Source organism: Pseudoduganella plicata, assembly GCF_004421005.1.
Classification (GTDB): domain Bacteria; phylum Pseudomonadota; class Gammaproteobacteria; order Burkholderiales; family Burkholderiaceae_D; genus Rugamonas; species Rugamonas plicata.
Genome location: NZ_CP038026.1, coordinates 3,128,564 through 3,146,265, shown reverse-complemented (window position 1 = coordinate 3,146,265; position 17,702 = coordinate 3,128,564). Strand labels below are relative to the sequence as shown.

Genomic DNA, 17,702 nt, shown 5'->3' with positions numbered 1-17,702 from the left:
CCTAGTGCGGCAGCTTTGCGATCTGGCGGTCCTGCCAGCGCGCCAGCAGCAGGATGGCCGCCGTACCGCCGATCAGCGCCATCAGCATATCCGACTGCGTATCCCAGGAGTCGCCCTGCGTTCCCAGGAACTCGTCGGCGCCTTGTCCCAGCGCGACGGCCGCGCCCCACTCGATCAGCTCATACCACGCGCTGATCGCCATCACCACGCAGACGCACAGGAAGCCCAGCATGCGCCGGCCCGTCACGTGGCTGCCGCGCAGCAGGATCTCGCGCGCGACTAGCGCCGGCACGAAGCCCTGCATGAAGTGGCCGATGCGGTCGTACGGATTGCGCTGCAGGTGCAGCCACCCCTGCAGGTCGAAGCCGAACGGCACGCGCGCATACGTGTAAGCGCCGCCCACCATCAGCACGATCGCATGCAGCGCGATCAGCGTGTACAGCAGGTCGGTCAGCGGGAAGCGCCGGTACGTCAGCATCAGCACGGGCAGGGCAATCAGCGCGGGCGCCACTTCCATCCACCATGTCGCGCGGTCATAGGGCGCGATGCCGGACCAGATCAATACGGCGAGACAGGCGGCAAGCAGCAGCCAGTGCAGCGGTTTCGGGGCAGGTGCCACGGGGTCTCCTGAAGTTTGAAAACCGCATATTAATAGCAAAAAGCATTCGTTTTCATCCCAAGGCGCCCGGCACATACTGAAATCCCGTCAGCTGGAGCGTGTATATGAATGCGGTATTAAGTACAGTCGTCAGTGGCTATCCTCTCGAAGTACGTCCGTTCGATGGCCCGGTTGGCGCCGAAGTCATAGGCCTCGATCTCGACGAGCCGCTGGACTGCACGACCCTGCAGCGCATCCACGCCGCGCACCTGGAGCACCATGTGCTGGTTTTCCGCGACCAGCGCATCACCCCGCGACAACAGGTGGATTTTTCCCGGCTGTTTGGCCCGCTGCAGATCCATGTGCTGCGCAACTTCCAGCTGGCGGGAACCCCGGAAGTGCTGGTCGTCTCCAACATCGTCGAAAACGGCCGACCGATCGGGCTGGGCGACGCCGGCCACTTCTGGCATTCCGACCTGTCGTACAAGGAGAAGCCCAGCCTCGGCTCGATGCTGCACGCGCAGGAGCTGCCGGCCGAGGGGGGCGATACGCTGTTCGCTAATATGCACCTGGCCTACGATACGCTTCCGGCCGCGCTGCGCGACGCCATCCGCGGCAAAAAGGCCGAGCACAGCTACCTGAAACAGTATGCCGAGCTGCAGAAGCGCAGCCCCTGGCGACCCAACCTGACGCAGGCGCAGATCGACGAGGTGCCGCCTGTCGTCCACCCCGTCGTGCGCACGCATCCTGAAACGGGGCGGCCGGCGCTGTTCGTCAGCGAGCATTTCACCACCCGCATCCTCGGGCTACCGCAGGACGAAAGCGACGCGCTGCTGGCCGAGCTGTTCGCGCACAGCGTCAGGCCGCAGCACATCTACCGCCACCGCTGGCAACCGCACGACATGGTGTTCTGGGATAACCGCTCCCTGATGCACCTGGCGGCCGGCTGTCCCGCCGACCAGCGCCGGAAACTGTACCGAACCACGATCGAGGGCGACGTCCCTTACTGATGCAAGAGACCACGATGAAACGACTTACCATTGCCGCCGCCGCGTTTTTCCTTGCCACGAGCGCGCACGCCGAGGGCCGCATCCGCATCAGCCAGCAATATGGCGTCACGTACCTGCTGCTCAATATCGCGCAGGAGCGGAAGCTGATTGAAAAATACGGCAAGCAGGCCGGCGTGGACATCCAGGTGGAATGGACGCAGCTTTCCGGCGGCGCCGCCATCAACGACGCGCTGCTGTCGGGCGCCATCGACATCGCCGGTGCCGGCGTCGGCCCGCTCGTCACCCTGTGGGACCGCACCAAAGGCCGCCAGAACGTGCGCGGCGTCGCCGCACTGGGCAGCTTTCCGTACTACCTCGTCAGCAATAACCCGAAGGTCAAAACGATCGCCGATTTCACGGAGAAGGACCGCATCGGCCTGCCCGCCGTCGGCGTCTCGGTGCAGGCGCGCATCCTGCAAATGGCCGTGGCGAAGCAATGGGGCGACAAGGAGTTCGCCCGGCTCGACAAGATCACGCAGACCTTGCCGCACCCCGATGCGGCCAGCGCAATCATTGCCGGCGGCACCGAGATCACCGGCCACTTCGCCACGCCGCCGTTCCAGGAACAGGAGCTGGCGCAGAATCCCAACGCGCACGTCGTGCTGAAGTCGTACGACGTGCAGGGCGGGCCATCGTCGTCGACGGTGCTGTACGCCACCGAAAAATACCGCAGCGAGAATCCGAAGACGTATCGCGCCTTCGTGCAGGCGCTGGCCGAAGCGGCGGACTTCGCGGCCAGGAATCCCGAGGCCGCAGCGGACGTCTACCTGAAGGTCAACAAGGCCAGGGTCGATCGCGCCCTGCTGGTGAAGATCTTCAAAAATCCCGACGTGCAGTTCCGCATCGCCCCGCAGAACACGCTGGGCCTGGCGCAGTTCATGCACAAGGTGGGGGCGGTGAAGAACCGTCCAGCCGCGTGGCGCGATTACTTCTTCGATGACCCGCTCGTCAAGGAGGGCAGCTGAGATGGCGCCGCTGCAGGTGGTCGGCCGGCCCGAGCCGCTGCTGCGCGCCCGCGACGTCACGCTGGAATACCGCAGCGGCAGCCGTTCCGTGCGCGCCACCCAGGACGTCAGTTTCGACGTGTTTGACGGCGACCGCTTCGTGCTGCTGGGACCATCCGGCTGCGGCAAGTCGTCGCTGCTGAAGGCGGCTGGCGGCTTCCTGGCGCCCGCCTCCGGCACGTTCGAACTCGATGGCCGTGTCGTCACGCAGCCGGGGCCGGAACGCATGGCCGTGTTCCAGGAATTCGACCAGCTGCCGCCGTGGAAGACGGTACTGCAGAACGTCATGTTCCCGCTCTTGGCGGCGCGCACGCTGGGCCGCGCGGAAGCGCGCGAGCGCGCGCTGCACTGGATCGACCGTGTCGGCCTGGCGCGCTTTGCGCACGCGTATCCGCACACGCTGTCCGGCGGCATGAAGCAGCGGGTCGCCATTGCCCGCGCGCTGGCGATGCAGCCGCGCGTGCTGCTGATGGACGAGCCCTTTGCCGCGCTGGACGCGCTGACCCGCCGCACGATGCAGGAAGAGCTGACGAAACTGTGGGACGAAACCCGCTTTACGCTGCTGTTCGTCACGCATTCGATCGAGGAAGCGCTGGTGGTCGGCAACCGTATCCTGCTGCTGTCGCCCCACCCCGGCCGCGTCAGGGCGGAGCTGAACAGCCATCAATTCGACCTGGCCAGCGGCGGCAGCGCCGAGTTCCAGGCCGCCGCCCAGCGCATCCACGGCCTGTTGTTCGATGAAGCCGCGGCCGTACCGACCGACGAAAGGATCGCCCTGTGAGCGCGTATGACCCACCCATCCGGCAGGAGTACCTGATCGACCTGGCGCCGGTGGCGACCGCGGAACTGGAACGTCCGCTGCCGGTCATCACGCGCCTGTGGAACCGGGGCGGCGTGCGCAAGACGGGGCTGCTGCTGGCGCTTGCGCTGTTATGGGAACTGGTCGCGCGCTGGCAGAACAACGATTTATTGCTGCCCACGTTCCTGCAGACGGCACGGGCCTTTGGCGACGGTATCGTCAGTGGCGAGCTGCTGGCGAAGGTGCGCGTGTCGCTGGTGGTGCTGGCGCAGGGCTACGTTGCCGGCATTGTCAGCGCATTCGTCCTGACGGCGCTGGCCGTGTCGACGCGCTTCGGCCGCGACCTGCTGGAAACGCTGGTCGCCATGTTCAATCCCTTGCCGGCCATTGCGCTGCTGCCGCTGGCGATGCTGTGGCTGGGCCTCGGCAATCCGAGCCTCGTCTTCGTCATCGTCCACGCCGTGCTGTGGCCTCTCGCTTTGGGTACGTATGCCGGCTTCCAGGCCGTGCCCGAGACGCTGCGCATGGCCGGTCGCAATTACGGGTTACGCGGCCTGCCGTTCGTCGTGCAGATACTGGTGCCGGCGGCATTGCCGGCCATCCTGTCCGGCCTGAAGATCGGTTGGGCCTTTGCGTGGCGCACGCTGATTGCCGCAGAACTGGTGTTCGGCGCCTCGTCCGGCCAGGGAGGGCTGGGCTGGTACATCTTCCAGAACCGCAATGAGCTCTACACCGACAAGGTGTTCGCCGGCCTCGCCGCCGTCATCCTGATCGGCCTGGCGGTGGAAAACCTGCTGTTTGCCGCACTGGAACGGGGCACCGTGCGGCGCTGGGGCATGCAGCGCTCTGCCTGAAAGCCGGAAAACCAGGGACAGCCTGGTTTCGTCGCCAGGGTTGGCCCGGTTTTTGCTCTGCCATGAAGCATGAGCCGCAATCTTCGTATCGTCCTGGTCCACCCTCCGCACGAAAGCGATGCCTCGCAGCGCGCCGGCGCGCTGCAGGCCGGGTTGATCGAGGCCGGCTACGAGCTGGTCGCATCGCTGCCCGCCGATATCCGCCTGCCCGAGCAGATCGCCCGCTTGCTACCCGACATGATCATCGTCGACGCCGAATCGGATGCGCGCGACGTGCTCGAGCATATCGTCGTCGCCACGCGCGACGAGCGCCGCCCCATTGTCATGTTTACCGAAGACGACAAGACGTCTTCCATGGAAGCTGCGCTGGAAGCGGGCGTCTCTGCGTATATTGTGGCGGGACTGAAGCCGGAACGCATCAAGCCCGTATTGAACGTCGCACTGGCGCGCTTTCGCAAGGAAGAGAAGCTGCTGCACGAGCTGCGCGACACGAAGCACAAGCTGGCCGAGCGCAAGGTCATCGACCGAGCCAAGGGCCTGTTGATGTCGCGTCACGGCATGAGCGAGGACCAGGCCTACCAGCGCCTGCGCACGCTGGCGATGAACAAGAACCTGAAGCTGGCCGAGGTCGCGCAGCGGATATTGGATGTGGAGGATTTGCTGGGATGATGCACAACACTGGTGCGTCCCCGAGGGGACGCCATGCAAATTGAAAAACAGGCTGTCCGGATCGGATTCAATCCGCTGACCGATTGTGCGTCCGTCGTAATGGCGTCCGTGCTGGGCTTCGACGAACAGTACGGCATCCGCATCGTGCTCAGCCGGGAGACGTCATGGGCCGGTGTGCGCGACAAGCTCGTGACGGGCGAACTCGACGCGGCGCATGCGCTGCTCGGCATGGTCTACGGCACGCAGCTGGGGATCGGCGCGCAGCGCCACGACATGGCCGTGCTGATGAACCTGAACCGCAACGGCCAGGCCATCACCTTGTCGAGACGCCTGGCGGAGCTGGGCGCCGTGGACGGGCCGTCACTGGCGGCGCTGATGAAGAGCGAACGGCGCCAGTACGTCTTCGCGCAGACCTTTCCGACCGGGACGCACGCCATGTGGCTGTACTACTGGCTGGCCGCGCACGGCATCGATCCGCTGCGCAACGCGCGTGCCATCACCGTGCCGCCCACGCAGATGGTCTACAACCTGGCCGAAGGCCATATGGACGGCTTCTGTGCCGGCGAACCGTGGGGACACCGCGCCGTGATGGATGGGGTGGGCGTTACTGCCGCCACCAGCCAGCAGATCTGGCCCGACCATCCGGAGAAGGTGCTGGGCGCGTCTGCCGCGTTTGTCGACGCTCATCCGAATACGTGCCGGGCGCTCGTTGCCGCCGTGCTGGCGGCCAGCCGCTGGATCGACGTCAGCGTCGCCAACCGCCGGGCGATGGCCGAGATCGTGTCGTCCGGCTGCTACGTCGGCACTGAAAGGGCTGCGATCCTGCCGCGTATCCTGGGCCATTACGACAACGGCATGGGCCGGCAATGGCAGGACGCTCGCCCGCTGTGCTTCCACCAGGATGGCGCGGCGAACTACCCGTACCTGTCCGACGGCATCTGGTTCATGACGCAGTTCCGCCGCTGGGGGCTGCTGAAATCCCACCCGGACTACGAGGCGACGGCGCGCGCGATCACGCGGGCGCAGCTGTACCGCGAGGCGGCCGAACTGGCCGGCGTGGCAGTCCCCGCCGAGAGTACGCGCAGCTCGACGTTCATCGGCGGCGGCGTGTGGAACGGCGCCGATCCCGAGGGTTACGTCGCCTCGTTCGCTATCCGGCAGCGTTGACGCTGCATTGCACCATTCCTGGGCGGCGCTGCACCGCGAACAGGCACCGCGCCCCGCCATCCCCCGCTTTACGATCGCGCATCCGGCGCTTTCCCCCTGAAGACCAGCTGGCACGTCTCTTGCAAAGCTAGAGCTGGAACACACGAGGGGTCAATGGCGATCCCTCCCCACATTGCACAGCCGGCCCAACGACGGGACGGCACAGGACAACGGCGTCCGTGCGGTACTGCCCGATTTTGCGGGCGGTCCTGCGCGGGCGCCTTTTTTTTCGAGCTTGATCACTACAAAACGGGGTGCGGACATGTCCATGACGATGACCAGCAAAGCGCAAAGCATCAAACTCTTCTCGTTCGATACGCCGCAGATGCGCGCCTTCCACATGGCGTGGATGGCGTTCTTCGTCTGCTTCTTCGCGTGGTTCGCCTGCGCGCCGCTGATGCCGATCATCAAAGGGCAGTTCGGCCTCACCGTCGAGCAGATCGCCAACATCAATATCGCCGCCGTCGCGATCACGATCGCCGTCCGAATGATCGTCGGCCCGATGTGCGACCGCTACGGTCCGCGCAAGGCGCATACGGGCCTGCTGCTGCTTGGCGCCATCCCCGTGTTCGGCGTGGCCGCCGCGCAGAGCTACGAGAGCTTCCTGTTCTTCCGTACGCTGATCGGCGCGATCGGTGCCAGCTTCGTCATCACGCAGTACCACACTTCCGTCATGTTCGCGCCGCGCGTCGTGGGCACCGCCAACGCGGCCACCGCCGGCTGGGGCAACGCCGGGGGCGGCGTCACGCAGGCACTGATGCCGCTGATCCTGGCGGCCGTTGTCATGCTGGGCGTGGACGAAGCGTTCGGCTGGCGCTTCGCGTTGATCGTGCCGGGCGTGCTGATGGTCGTCGTCGGCCTGATGTACTGGCGCTTCACGCAGGACTGCCCGCAAGGGAACTACGCCGAGCTGCGCGCTGCCGGCATCGAGATCGAAGGCGGCAAGAAGGGCGGCTGGGACAGTTTCAAGCTGGCCGCCGCGAATTACCGCGTCTGGCTGCTGTTCGTCACCTACGGTGCATGCTTCGGCGTCGAGCTGTTCATCCATAACGTAGCCGCTGTGTATTACGTCGATACGTTCGACCTGTCGCTGAAACAGGCCGGCATGGCGGCCGGCAGCTTCGGTCTGCTGGCGCTGTTTGCCCGCGCCCTGGGCGGCATCGTTTCGGACAAGATGGCGCTGCGCAGCAGCCTCAATGGCCGCGTCACACTGCTGTTCATCCTGATGCTGGGCGAAGGCGCGGGCCTGATCTGGTTCGCTCACGCCGACAACGTCACGATGGCCATCGTCGCCATGCTGAGCTTCGGCCTGTGCGTGCACATGGCCTGCGGCGCAACGTATGCGCTGGTGCCGTTCATCGACAAGCGCGCGCTGGGCGGCGTCACTGGCATCATCGGCGCGGGCGGCAACGTGGGCGCGGTGGCCGCCGGCTTCCTGATGAAAGGCGTGGGCAGCACGCAGCAGACGCTGGTGATCCTGGGCGTGCTCGTCACCGCCTCCGCGCTGTGCGCCATCGCGCTGCGCTTTTCCGCTTCCACCAATGCAGAACACGCGCTGGCCCGTGCCGCCGCTTAAGGAGTCATAGCATGAAGATCGTCGTCATCGGCCATGGAATGGTGGGCCACAAATTCCTTGAATGCCTGGCGGAGCAGAACGCCAGTGCGCAGGTCACCATCCTGTGCGAGGAGCCGCGTCCCGCGTACGACCGCGTGCACCTGTCGGAGTTCTTCGCCGGGAAAAGCGCGGACGAGCTGTCGCTGGTGAAGCCAGGTTTCTTCCACCGGGATGACATGGTGATGAAACTGAACGCGCGCGCCACCGCAATCGACCTGGCCAGCAAGACCGTCACCGCCAGCACCGGGGAAGTCCTCCCTTACGACAAGCTGGTGATGGCAACGGGCTCGTATCCGTTCGTGCCGCCGCTGCCGGGCAAGGACCGCAAGGACTGCTTCGTCTACCGCACCATCGAGGACCTGGAAGCGATGCTGGAGGCGGGCAAACGGGTCAAGACCGGTGTCGTCATCGGCGGCGGCTTGCTCGGCCTCGAGTGCGCCAAGGCGCTGCGCGACATGAACCTGGAAACGCACGTCGTCGAATTCTCGCCGCGCCTGATGGCCGTGCAGGTCGACGACGGCGGCGGACGCGTCCTGCGCGCCAGGATCGAAGAGCTGGGCGTGACCGTCCACACAGGCAAGAACACGCTGCAGATCGTCGACGGCGAACAGGGCGCGCACCGCATGGAGTTCGCGGACGGCAGCCACCTGGACGTGGACATGATCGTCTTCTCGGCCGGCATCCGCCCGCGCGATCAGCTGGCCCGCGAAGCTGGTCTGACCGTCGGTCCGCGCGGCGGCATCGCCATCGATAATCAATGCCTGACGTCCGACCCGGACATTTACGCCATCGGCGAGTGCGCGCTGTGGAACGGCCAGGTATTCGGCCTCGTCGCGCCGGGTTACGACATGGCCCGCGTGGCGGCCAGACATATGCTGGGTCAGACGGCGGAATTCACCGGCGCGGACATGAGCACGAAGCTCAAGCTGATGGGCGTTGACGTAGCCAGCATCGGCGATCCGCACGCGAAGGAAGAGGGCGCGCGCAGCTACCAGTTTACCGACGAGCGCAAACAGATTTACAAGAAGCTGGTCGTTTCCAGCTGCGGCAAGTACCTGCTGGGCGGCGTAATGGTGGGCGATGCGTCCGAATACGGCACGCTGCTGCAGATGATGCTGAACAAGATGGAACTGCCCGAGTCGCCCGAGTTCCTGATCCTGCCGCAGGCGGACGGCAAGGCGAAGGCCGGCCTCGGCGTCGATGCGCTGCCGGCCGGCGCCCAGATCTGCTCCTGCAACGATGTCTCGAAGGGCAAGCTGTGCGAAGCGGTGGGCGGGGGCGCCACGTCGATCGGCGCTCTGAAGAAGTGCACCGGCGCCGGCACGGCCTGCGGCGGCTGCGTGCCGCTCGTTACGCAGATCATGAAGGCGGAGATGAAAAAGCTGGGCATGGATGTCAACAACCATGTTTGCGAACACTTCGCGCACTCGCGCCAGGAGCTGTTCCACCTCGTGCGCGTGGGGCAGATCAAATCGTTCGACGACCTGCTGGTCCGCCACGGCAAGGGCCTCGGTTGCGACATCTGCAAGCCGCTGGTCGCCAACATCTTCGCCACCTGCTGGAACGACTTCGTGCTGAAGAAGGAACACGCCGGGCTGCAGGATTCGAACGACTACTTCCTCGGCAATATCCAGAAGGACGGCACGTATTCCGTCGTGCCGCGCATGCCGGGCGGCGAAGTGACGCCGGACGGCCTGATCGCCGTGGGACAGGTGGCAAAAAAGTATGGCCTGTACACCAAGATCACGGGCGGCCAGCGGGTCGACCTGTTCGGTGCCCGGGTAGACCAGCTGCCGGCAATCTGGGAAGAGCTGATCGATGCCGGATTTGAAACGGGGCACGCGTATGGCAAGTCGCTGCGTACGGTGAAGTCCTGCGTGGGCTCGACCTGGTGCCGCTACGGCGTCGACGACAGCGTGGGCCTGGCCATCGAACTGGAAAACCGCTACAAGGGCCTGCGCACGCCGCACAAGATCAAGTTCGGCGTCTCCGGCTGCACCCGCGAGTGCGCCGAAGCGCAGGGCAAGGACGTCGGCATCATCGCCACCGAAAAGGGCTGGAACCTGTACGTTTGTGGCAATGGCGGCATGAAGCCGCGCCATGCGGAGCTGCTGGCCGTGGACCTGGACAAGGCAACGCTGATCCGCTACATCGACCGGTTCCTGATGTTCTACAGCCGTACGGCCGACAGGCTGCAGCGCACCAGCACGTGGCGCGAGAACCTGGAGGGCGGCCTGGATTACCTGAAGCAGGTTGTCATCGAGGACAAGCTGGGCGTGAACGCCGAGCTGGAAGCGGACATGCAGCGCGTCGTCGACACGTATGCGTGCGAGTGGAAGGAAGCCATCAGCAATCCCGAGACGCGCAAGCGTTTCCGCACTTTCGTCAACAGCGACGCGCAAGACGCCAACGTCGTCTTCATGGAAGAACGGGGCCAGATCCGTCCGGCCACCGTGGAAGAACGCAAACGCATCCCCATCAAAGTCGCCTGAGGAGAACCGCCATGAAACGTGAAAACATCGCTGCCAGCTGGACCGCCGTGTGCGGCGTCGAAGACATTGTGCCGAACACCGGCGTTGCCGCGCTGCTGAACGGCGAGCAGGTCGCTGTGTTCCGCTTGAGTGATGGGCAAAATGCAGGCGCCGGACCGCGCGTGTTCGCCATCGGGAACTTCGATCCGAACGCCAACGCGGCTGTGCTGTCGCGCGGCCTGGTGGGCAACCTGGGCGAACGCATCGTCGTCGCGTCGCCGCTGTACAAGCACCACTTCGACCTGCAGACGGGCGAATGCCTGGAAGTGCCGGAAAACTCGGTACCGACGTGGCCCGCGCGGATCGACGACGGCAAGGTCTGGGTCGGCGCATGAAGCCGGCCCTGGTCGTCGTCGGCAACGGCATGGCCGGCATGCGCACGGTGGAAGAGCTGCTGGCGCTGGCGCCCGACCTGTACGACATCACCGTGTTCGGCGCCGAGCCGCACGGCAACTACAACCGCATCCTGCTCTCGCCCGTGCTGGCTGGGGAGAAGACAGTCGACGACATCATGCTCAACACGCGCGAGTGGTACGCGCAGCGCGGCATTGCCCTGCACGCGGGCGACCCGGTGGTGCACATCGACCGGCGGCGTCGCATCGTGCGCGCGCGGTCCGGCATGGAGGTACGCTACGACCGCCTGCTGCTGGCGACGGGCTCGAAACCGTTCATCATTCCCGTGCCGGGCCACCAGCTGCCCGGCGTGCTGGCGTTCCGCGACATCGGCGATGTCGAGGGCATGCTGGCTGCCGCGCGCGACCATCGGCATGCCGTCGTCATCGGCGGCGGCCTGCTGGGCCTTGAGGCTGCCAATGGCCTGATGCGGCAGGGGATGGACGTCACCGTGGTGCACGTGACGGATGCGCTGATGAACCAGCAGCTCGACAAGCCGGCCGCGAAGCTGCTGCAGGCGGCGCTGGAAAAGCGCGGCATGCGCTTCCTGCTCGACGCGCAGACCAGCGAGATTGTGGGCAGCAAAATCGCCGGCACTGACCGCGTCACCGGCATCCGCTTCAAGGACGGCAGCGAGATCGCCGCGGACCTCGTCGTGATGACGGCCGGCGTGCGGCCCAATATCGCGCTGGCGCAGGAAGCGGGCCTGCACTGCGAACGCGCCATCGTGGTGGACGACACGCTGCAGACGTACGACCCGCGCGTCTACGCCGTCGGCGAATGCGTGCAGCACCGCCGCGCCACGTTCGGCCTCGTTGCCCCGATCTGGGAGCAGGCCAGGGTCTGCGCCGCCCACCTGGCCGGCACTGGGCATCGCCGCTACGTGCAGCAGGCCGCACCCACGCGGCTGAAAGTCACCGGCATCGACGTCTACTCCGTCGGCGATTTCATCGGCGGCGAAGGCAGCGAGGACCTCGTGCTGCGCGACGCGCGCCGCGGCGTCTACAAGCGTCTCGTACTCGATGGTGGCCGCCTCACGGGCGCCGTGCTGTATGGCGACGTACGCGACGGCCCCTGGTACTTTGAACTGATCCAGACGGGCGCGGATATCTCCGCGCTGCGTCACCATCTGCTGTTCGGTCCCGTGCAGCAGGCAGCCTGAAAGCAGCCATCATGAACCTGTCCCAGGAACACCTCTCCGTTCGAACCACTTGCCCCTATTGCGGCGTCGGCTGCGGTGTGCGCGCCACGCCCCAGGGCGTCCAGCAGGCTGCCATTGCGGGCGATGCGGCGCATCCATCGAACGCAGGGCGGCTGTGCGTCAAAGGCTCCGCGCTGGGCGAAACCCTGGGACTGGACGGCCGCCTGCTGCATCCGCACGTACGTGAGGATGGGGTGCTGAAGCAGGTGGACTGGGATGCGGCGCTGGACAAGGTGGCCGATCAATGGCGCAGCATCGTGGCCGAGCACGGGCCGGATGCGGTGGCGTTCTACGTGTCCGGCCAGCTGCTGACGGAGGATTATTACGTCGCCAACAAGCTGATGAAGGGCTATGTCGGCAGCGCCAATATCGACACCAATTCGCGGCTGTGCATGTCGTCCGCCGTGGCGGGGCACAAGCGCGCGTTCGGCGAAGACATCGTGCCCGTCTCCTACGACGACCTTGAGCTGGCTGACATGATCGTGCTGGTCGGCTCCAACCTGGCATGGTGCCATCCGATCCTGTTCCAACGCATCGGCAAGGCAAAAGAAGCACGGCCGGACCTCAAGGTCGTCGTCATCGATCCGCGCCGCACGGCCACGTGCGAGCTGGCCGACCTGCACCTGCCCGTCAAGCCCGGCACGGACGTGTGGCTGTTCAACGGCCTGCTTACGTATCTGCATGACCGCGGCGCCGTCGATCCGGCGTTCATTGCGGCGCACACGAACGGGTATGAGGCAGCGCTGCAAGCGGCGGCGATCGCACCCGACGAGGTGGCGGCCGCATGCCGCCTGAATGTGGCGGACGTGCTGGCGTTCTACGAAGCGTTTGCGGCCAATGCGAACGTGGTGACGGGCTTCTCGATGGGCGTCAACCAGTCGAGCAGCGGTACCGACAAGGTCAACGCCATCATCAACTGCCACCTGATCGGCGGCCGGCTCGGCAAGCCGGGCGCCGGACCGTTCTCGATCACGGGACAGCCCAATGCGATGGGGGACGCGAAGTGGGCGGGCTGGCCAACATGCTGGCCGCGCACCTGGACCTGGACAACCCGTCACACCGCGCCGCCGTACGCGAGTTCTGGCAGTCGCCAACGATTGCCGAGAAACCGGGCCTGAAAGCCGTCGATCTGTTCCAGGCCATCGAGGCCGGCAAGGTCAAGGCCGTGTGGATCATTGCGACCAATCCGGCCGTCAGCCTGCCGGATGCGGAGCAGGTGCGCCGCGCGCTGCGCAAGTGCCAACTCGTGGTGGTTTCCGACGTGGTGCAGGACACGGACACGAATGCGCTGGCGCATGTGCTGCTGCCCGCGCTGGCGTGGGGCGAGAAGGACGGCACCGTGACGAACTCGGAGCGCCGCATCTCGCGCCAGCGCACGTTCCTGCCGGCGCCGGGGGAGGCACGTGCGGACTGGCGCATTCTGGCGCAGTTCGCACGGCGTCTCGGCTACGACGGCTTCGGCTACGACAGCGTCCATGAAATCTTCGACGAACATGCGCGCCTGTCCGCCTGGCGCAATACGCCGGACGAAGTGCCACGCATGTTCGATATCGGCATTCTGGCAGGGCTGGACCGCGCTGCGTATGACGCGTTGGAGCCGGTGCGCTGGCCCGTCGGCAAGACGCTGTTCGCCGATGGCCGCTTTGCCCATCCGGATGGCCGCGCGCGGTTCGTCGCGACGCCACCGCGCCTGCCTGCGAACAAGGCGGACGGCGAGTTCCCGCTGATACTGAACACGGGGCGCATGCGCGACCAGTGGCACACGATGACGCGCACCGGGCGCGCGCCGAAGCTGGCCGAGCATACACCGGAGCCGTTTGTCGACCTGCACCCGCAGGACGCGCTGCTGTGCGGCGTGCGCGAAGGTGAACTGGCGCGCATCGGATCGAGCTGGGGCAGCATGGTGGCGCGGGTACGCCACGGCGGCGGCATCGCCCGCGGCAGCGTGTTCATCCCGATCCACTGGAACGGCCAGACGGCATCGGACGCGCGTGTGGGCGCACTGGTCAATCCTGTCGTCGACCCGGTTTCCGGCGAGCCTGAATTCAAGCACACGCCTGTGATGGTGGACCGCTTCCCCGTGCAGTGGCACGGCTTCGTGCTGAGCCGCAGTAGGTTGGATCTGGACGGGGTGGCGTATTGGACGAAAGCGCAAGGCGCAGGTTTCAGCCGCTACGAACTGGCCGGCCGCAACCGCATCGCCGATTTCGGGGCCTGGGCGCGCGAGCTGCTGGGTGTGACGGATGACGATGCCGATTGGTTGGAATACAGCGACCGCAGCGCCGGCGTCTACCGCGCCGTGCACCTTGTCGACGACCGCATCGCGCAGTGCGTGTTTGTCTCGCCGCGCCCCGACCTGCCGGAACGTACGTGGCTGGCGGGACTGTTCGCCAACGAAACGGTCTCCGATGCCGACCGTGCCGGGGTGTTGGCCGGGCGACCGCTGCGCCAGGGTGCCGATGCCGGGGCAACCGTGTGCTCGTGCTTCGGTGTCGGGAAAAATACGATCTGCAACGCGATCCGCGAGGGGGACCTGGCAACGTCCGCGCAGGTGACGGCATGCGTCAAGGCCGGCGGCAACTGCGGCTCGTGCGTACCGGAGATCCGGCAGCTGATCGCGCTGGTGCGGGCGGAGGCGGCCGAAGCACAATAGAAAACCGGGGCAGGCACCACTCTTCGCGCGGAACGCTAGAAGACTGGTGCCTGCCCCGACGTGTTACCCGTATCAGCCGATCCGCAGCTCCGTGGCGGGATCGAAGAACACCGCCTTGGACAGATCGAACGCCAGCCGCACGTCGCCGCCCGGCACCGCGTTGGCGCGCGGGTGCGTGCGGCAGGTCATGCGGGTGCCATTGAACCAGCTGAATACCAGCGTGTCCGGTCCCGTCGGTTCCGTGATCTCCACCCGGCAATCGACCTCGGTCGGGTGGTAATCCGCCGTCGCGGTGGCGCGGCGGGCGCTGTCCGCGTCCGTCACGTGTTCCGGCCGGATGCCGAGGATGACTTCCTTGCCCAGCCACCCGCGCAGCGCCGTGGAGGGCGTCGGCACCGGCAGCAGCGTTGTCGCGCCGTGGTGTTCCAGCACGAACGACAGCCCGTTGTCGGCGACCAGCTTCCCGCGCAGGAAATTCATCGACGGCGAGCCGATGAAGCCGGCCACGTACAGGTTGGTCGGGTTGTCGTAGATCTCCTGCGGGCTGCCGAACTGCTGCACCACGCCGTCGCGCATGACGGCAATGCGGTCGCCCAGTGTCATCGCTTCGATCTGGTCGTGCGTGACGTAGACGATGGTCGCGCCCAGGCGCTGGTGCAGCAGCTTGATCTCCGCGCGCATCTCCACGCGCAGCTTGGCGTCCAGGTTCGACAGCGGCTCGTCGAACAGGAACAGCGACGGGTCGCGCGCGATGGCGCGGCCCATGGCCACGCGCTGGCGCTGGCCGCCGGACAGCATGGCCGGCTTGCGGTCCAGCAGGTGCGTCATCTGCAGCGTTTCGGCCACGCGGTTGACGATCTGCTCCTGCTCGGCCTTCGGCACCTTGCGGATGCCGAGGCCAAACGAGATGTTCTCGCGCACCGTCATGGTCGGGTACAGCGCGTACGACTGGAATACCATGGCGATGTCTCGCTCTTTCGGCGGCACGTTGTTGACGACGCGTTCGCCAATGCAGATCTCGCCTTCCGTGACGGTCTCCAGGCCGGCGATCATGTTCAACAGCGTGGACTTGCCGCAGCCGGAGCCGCCGACGAGGATCAGGAACTGGCCATCCTCGATCTCTAGGTCGATGCCTTTCAGGATTTCGGCGCCGTTCGGATAGACCTTGCGCACATTACGAATCGATAAACTTGCCATATGAGGTCTCCTGTCAGCCTTTGACTGCGCCGGCCGTCAGCCCGCGCACGAAATATTTGCCTGCGATGAGGTAGATCACCAGCGTCGGCAGGGCCGCGATGATGGCTGCCGCCATGTTCACGTTGTATTCGGTCACGCCGGTCGACGTGTTCACCAGGTTGTTCAGCGCAACCGTCACCGGCTGGGCCTCGGCGCCGCCGAACACCACGCCGAACAGGAAGTCGTTCCAGATCTGCGTGAACTGCCAGATGAAGCAGACCATGAAGATGGGCAGCGACAGCGGGAAGATGATGCGGCGGTAGATCGTGAAGAAGCCGGCGCCGTCGATGCGGGCCGCGTTGACCAGTTCATCGGGCACCGTCACGTAGTAATTGCGGAAGAACAGTGTCGTGAACGCGATGCCGTAGATGATGTGCACGAGCACAAGCCCCGTCGTCGTATTGGCCAGGTCGGCCATGCCAAGCAGGCGCGCCATCGGCAGGATGACCACCTGGAACGGGATGAAGCAGCCCACCATCAGCGCCGTGAAGACGACGTTGTGGCCCGGGAAGCGCCAGTGGGCCAGCACATAGCCGTTCACCGATCCGATCAGGCTGGAGATCAGCACGGCCGGAATCACCATCTTGACCGAGTTCCAGAAGTAGGGCGCCAGTCCCTCGCAGCTTACGCCGGTGCAGGCACCGGACCAGGCCTTGGCCCAGGCGGCCGTGGAGGGCGCCAGCGGGAAGTCCAGCAGGTTGCCCTCGCGGATCTGGTCCAGCGTTTTCACGGAAGTCGTCAGCATGACGTACAGCGGCGCCAGGTAATACAGCGCCACCAGCACCAGCAGCGTGTAGATGACGATGCGGCCTGGCGCAATCGACGACATACGCCCGCCCGCGTGGTTCAGATCAGCGGCCATGGCGCGCTCCTTTCGTTTCCAGGTACATCAGCGGCACCAGCACGGCCAGCACGGTGGCGAGCATCATCATGGCCGACGCCGCGCCCAGGCCCAGTTGCCCGCGGGTGAACGAGAACTGATACATGAAGATGGCGGGAACGTCGGACGACGTCCCGGGACCGCCGGCGGTCAGCGCCATCACCAGGTCAAAGCTCTTGATGGCGATGTGCGACAGCACCAGCAGCACGCTGAAGAAGACCGGGCGCAGCGACGGGATGACGATGCGCCAGTAGATCGTCGGCAGGCTGGCGCCATCGACCATGGCGGCCTTGATGATGCTGTCGTCCACGCTGCGCAGGCCGGCGAGGAACAGTGCCATGACGAACCCGGACGATTGCCACACGCCGGCGATGACGACGGTGTAGATCGACATGTCAGAATCGACCAGCCAGTCGAACGTGAAGTTCGTAAAGCCCCAGTCGTGCATCATCTTTTCCAGGCCGAGACCCGGATTGAGAATCCATTTCCAGGCAGCGCCGGTGACGATGAACGACAGCGCCATCGGGTACAGGTAGATCGCGCGCAGCGCGCCTTCGTGGCGGATGCGCTGGTCCAGCAGGATCGCCATCGACAGGCCAATGGCAAGACAGAACAGGATGAACAGGCCGCCGAAGATGCCGAGATTGGCGGCGGAGACCCACCAGCGCTCGATGTCGAACAGCCGTTCGTACTGACCGAAGCCGGAATACTCGAAGTTCGGCATCATGCGCGACTCGGTCAGCGACAGGTAGGCGGTGAGGGCGATGAAGCCATAGACGAAGACCAGCGATGCGACGATGGTCGGAGACAGCACGAGGCGCGGCAGCCAGGCATCGGCCAGTGCGCCAAAACGGCTGCCCGATTTCAGCGGCGGCAGGCCGGTGCTGTCATTGGCAGCAGGGCGCCTGCCGGCGGCGGCGGGCCTTGTGCCGGAGGTAAGCGGTGTAACGGACATGAGGGATTCTCCAGAAGCGAAAACACGGGACGGGGACTGCCCGGTGTACGCGAGCGTGC

Annotated in this window: 14 protein-coding genes and 1 pseudogene; 11 read left to right on the top strand and 4 right to left on the bottom strand. The window is 65.7% G+C overall.

Annotation, left to right across the window (positions count from 1 at the left end; translation table 11 throughout):
- Window position 1: 1 nt before the first annotated feature.
- Window positions 2-619 (bottom strand): DUF2238 domain-containing protein, encoded by a 618-nt coding sequence (locus E1742_RS13740; RefSeq protein WP_229465956.1) that lies wholly within the window; start codon window positions 617-619, stop codon window positions 2-4.
- A gap of 104 nt (window positions 620-723) precedes the next feature.
- On the opposite strand from E1742_RS13740, the gene E1742_RS13735 reads away from it, so the two are divergent.
- The 11 genes and pseudogenes from E1742_RS13735 (at window position 724) to E1742_RS27070 (ending at window position 14,572) form a co-directional block, all read left to right on the top strand.
- The gene (locus E1742_RS13735; RefSeq protein ID WP_134385483.1) at window positions 724-1,608 is read left to right on the top strand and encodes a TauD/TfdA dioxygenase family protein; all 885 of its coding nucleotides are present in this window, start codon (window positions 724-726) and stop codon (window positions 1,606-1,608) included.
- A 14-nt stretch (window positions 1,609-1,622) separates the two neighbouring features.
- Window positions 1,623-2,612 carry an ABC transporter substrate-binding protein gene (locus E1742_RS13730; RefSeq protein WP_134385482.1) on the top strand — a complete coding sequence of 330 codons (990 nt, stop codon included), beginning with the start codon at window positions 1,623-1,625 and terminating at the stop codon, window positions 2,610-2,612.
- Window positions 2,584-3,432, top strand: coding sequence for an ABC transporter ATP-binding protein (locus E1742_RS13725; RefSeq protein ID WP_371860150.1), 849 nt, complete (start codon window positions 2,584-2,586; stop codon window positions 3,430-3,432). Before E1742_RS13730 ends, E1742_RS13725 begins: the two co-directional genes overlap by 29 nt.
- Window positions 3,429-4,304, top strand: a complete 876-nt coding sequence (locus E1742_RS13720) for an ABC transporter permease (protein ID WP_134385480.1) — start codon at window positions 3,429-3,431, stop codon at window positions 4,302-4,304. The genes E1742_RS13725 and E1742_RS13720 overlap by 4 nt, the downstream gene beginning before the upstream one ends.
- A 69-nt stretch (window positions 4,305-4,373) precedes the next feature.
- A complete protein-coding gene (locus E1742_RS13715; protein ID WP_134385479.1) occupies window positions 4,374-4,973 on the top strand; it encodes an ANTAR domain-containing response regulator in 600 nt (199 codons plus the stop codon).
- Between the two features lie 33 nt (window positions 4,974-5,006).
- Window positions 5,007-6,140 (top strand): CmpA/NrtA family ABC transporter substrate-binding protein, encoded by a 1,134-nt coding sequence (locus E1742_RS13710; protein ID WP_134385478.1) that lies wholly within the window; start codon window positions 5,007-5,009, stop codon window positions 6,138-6,140.
- Window positions 6,141-6,453: 313 nt separating this feature from the next.
- The gene (locus E1742_RS13705; RefSeq protein ID WP_134388164.1) at window positions 6,454-7,755 is read left to right on the top strand and encodes an MFS transporter; all 1,302 of its coding nucleotides are present in this window, start codon (window positions 6,454-6,456) and stop codon (window positions 7,753-7,755) included.
- A gap of 11 nt (window positions 7,756-7,766) precedes the next feature.
- Window positions 7,767-10,286, top strand: a complete 2,520-nt coding sequence (nirB, locus tag E1742_RS13700; protein WP_134385477.1) for a nitrite reductase large subunit NirB — start codon at window positions 7,767-7,769, stop codon at window positions 10,284-10,286.
- An 11-nt stretch (window positions 10,287-10,297) separates the two neighbouring features.
- Entirely contained in the window at window positions 10,298-10,660 is a 363-nt protein-coding gene (gene nirD, locus E1742_RS13695; protein WP_134385476.1) for a nitrite reductase small subunit NirD, read from the top strand.
- The gene (locus tag E1742_RS13690; protein WP_166793486.1) at window positions 10,657-11,880 is read left to right on the top strand and encodes an NAD(P)/FAD-dependent oxidoreductase; all 1,224 of its coding nucleotides are present in this window, start codon (window positions 10,657-10,659) and stop codon (window positions 11,878-11,880) included. Before nirD ends, E1742_RS13690 begins: the two co-directional genes overlap by 4 nt.
- Window positions 11,881-11,891: 11 nt before the next feature.
- Window positions 11,892-14,572: pseudogene (locus tag E1742_RS27070) on the top strand (molybdopterin-dependent oxidoreductase).
- A gap of 72 nt (window positions 14,573-14,644) precedes the next feature.
- Here E1742_RS27070 and E1742_RS13680 read toward each other — a convergent pair.
- From E1742_RS13680 to E1742_RS13670, 3 genes are read right to left on the bottom strand one after another with little or no spacing between them, the layout of a single operon-like run.
- Window positions 14,645-15,769, bottom strand: coding sequence for an ABC transporter ATP-binding protein (locus E1742_RS13680; protein WP_134385474.1), 1,125 nt, complete (start codon window positions 15,767-15,769; stop codon window positions 14,645-14,647).
- 13 nt (window positions 15,770-15,782) lie between these two features.
- Entirely contained in the window at window positions 15,783-16,670 is an 888-nt protein-coding gene (locus E1742_RS13675; RefSeq protein WP_134385473.1) for a carbohydrate ABC transporter permease, read from the bottom strand.
- On the bottom strand, window positions 16,660-17,643 hold the full coding sequence (locus tag E1742_RS13670) for a carbohydrate ABC transporter permease (protein WP_134385472.1): 984 nt from the start codon (window positions 17,641-17,643) through the stop codon (window positions 16,660-16,662). The genes E1742_RS13675 and E1742_RS13670 overlap by 11 nt, the downstream gene beginning before the upstream one ends.
- Between the last annotated feature and the right edge of the window lie 59 nt (window positions 17,644-17,702).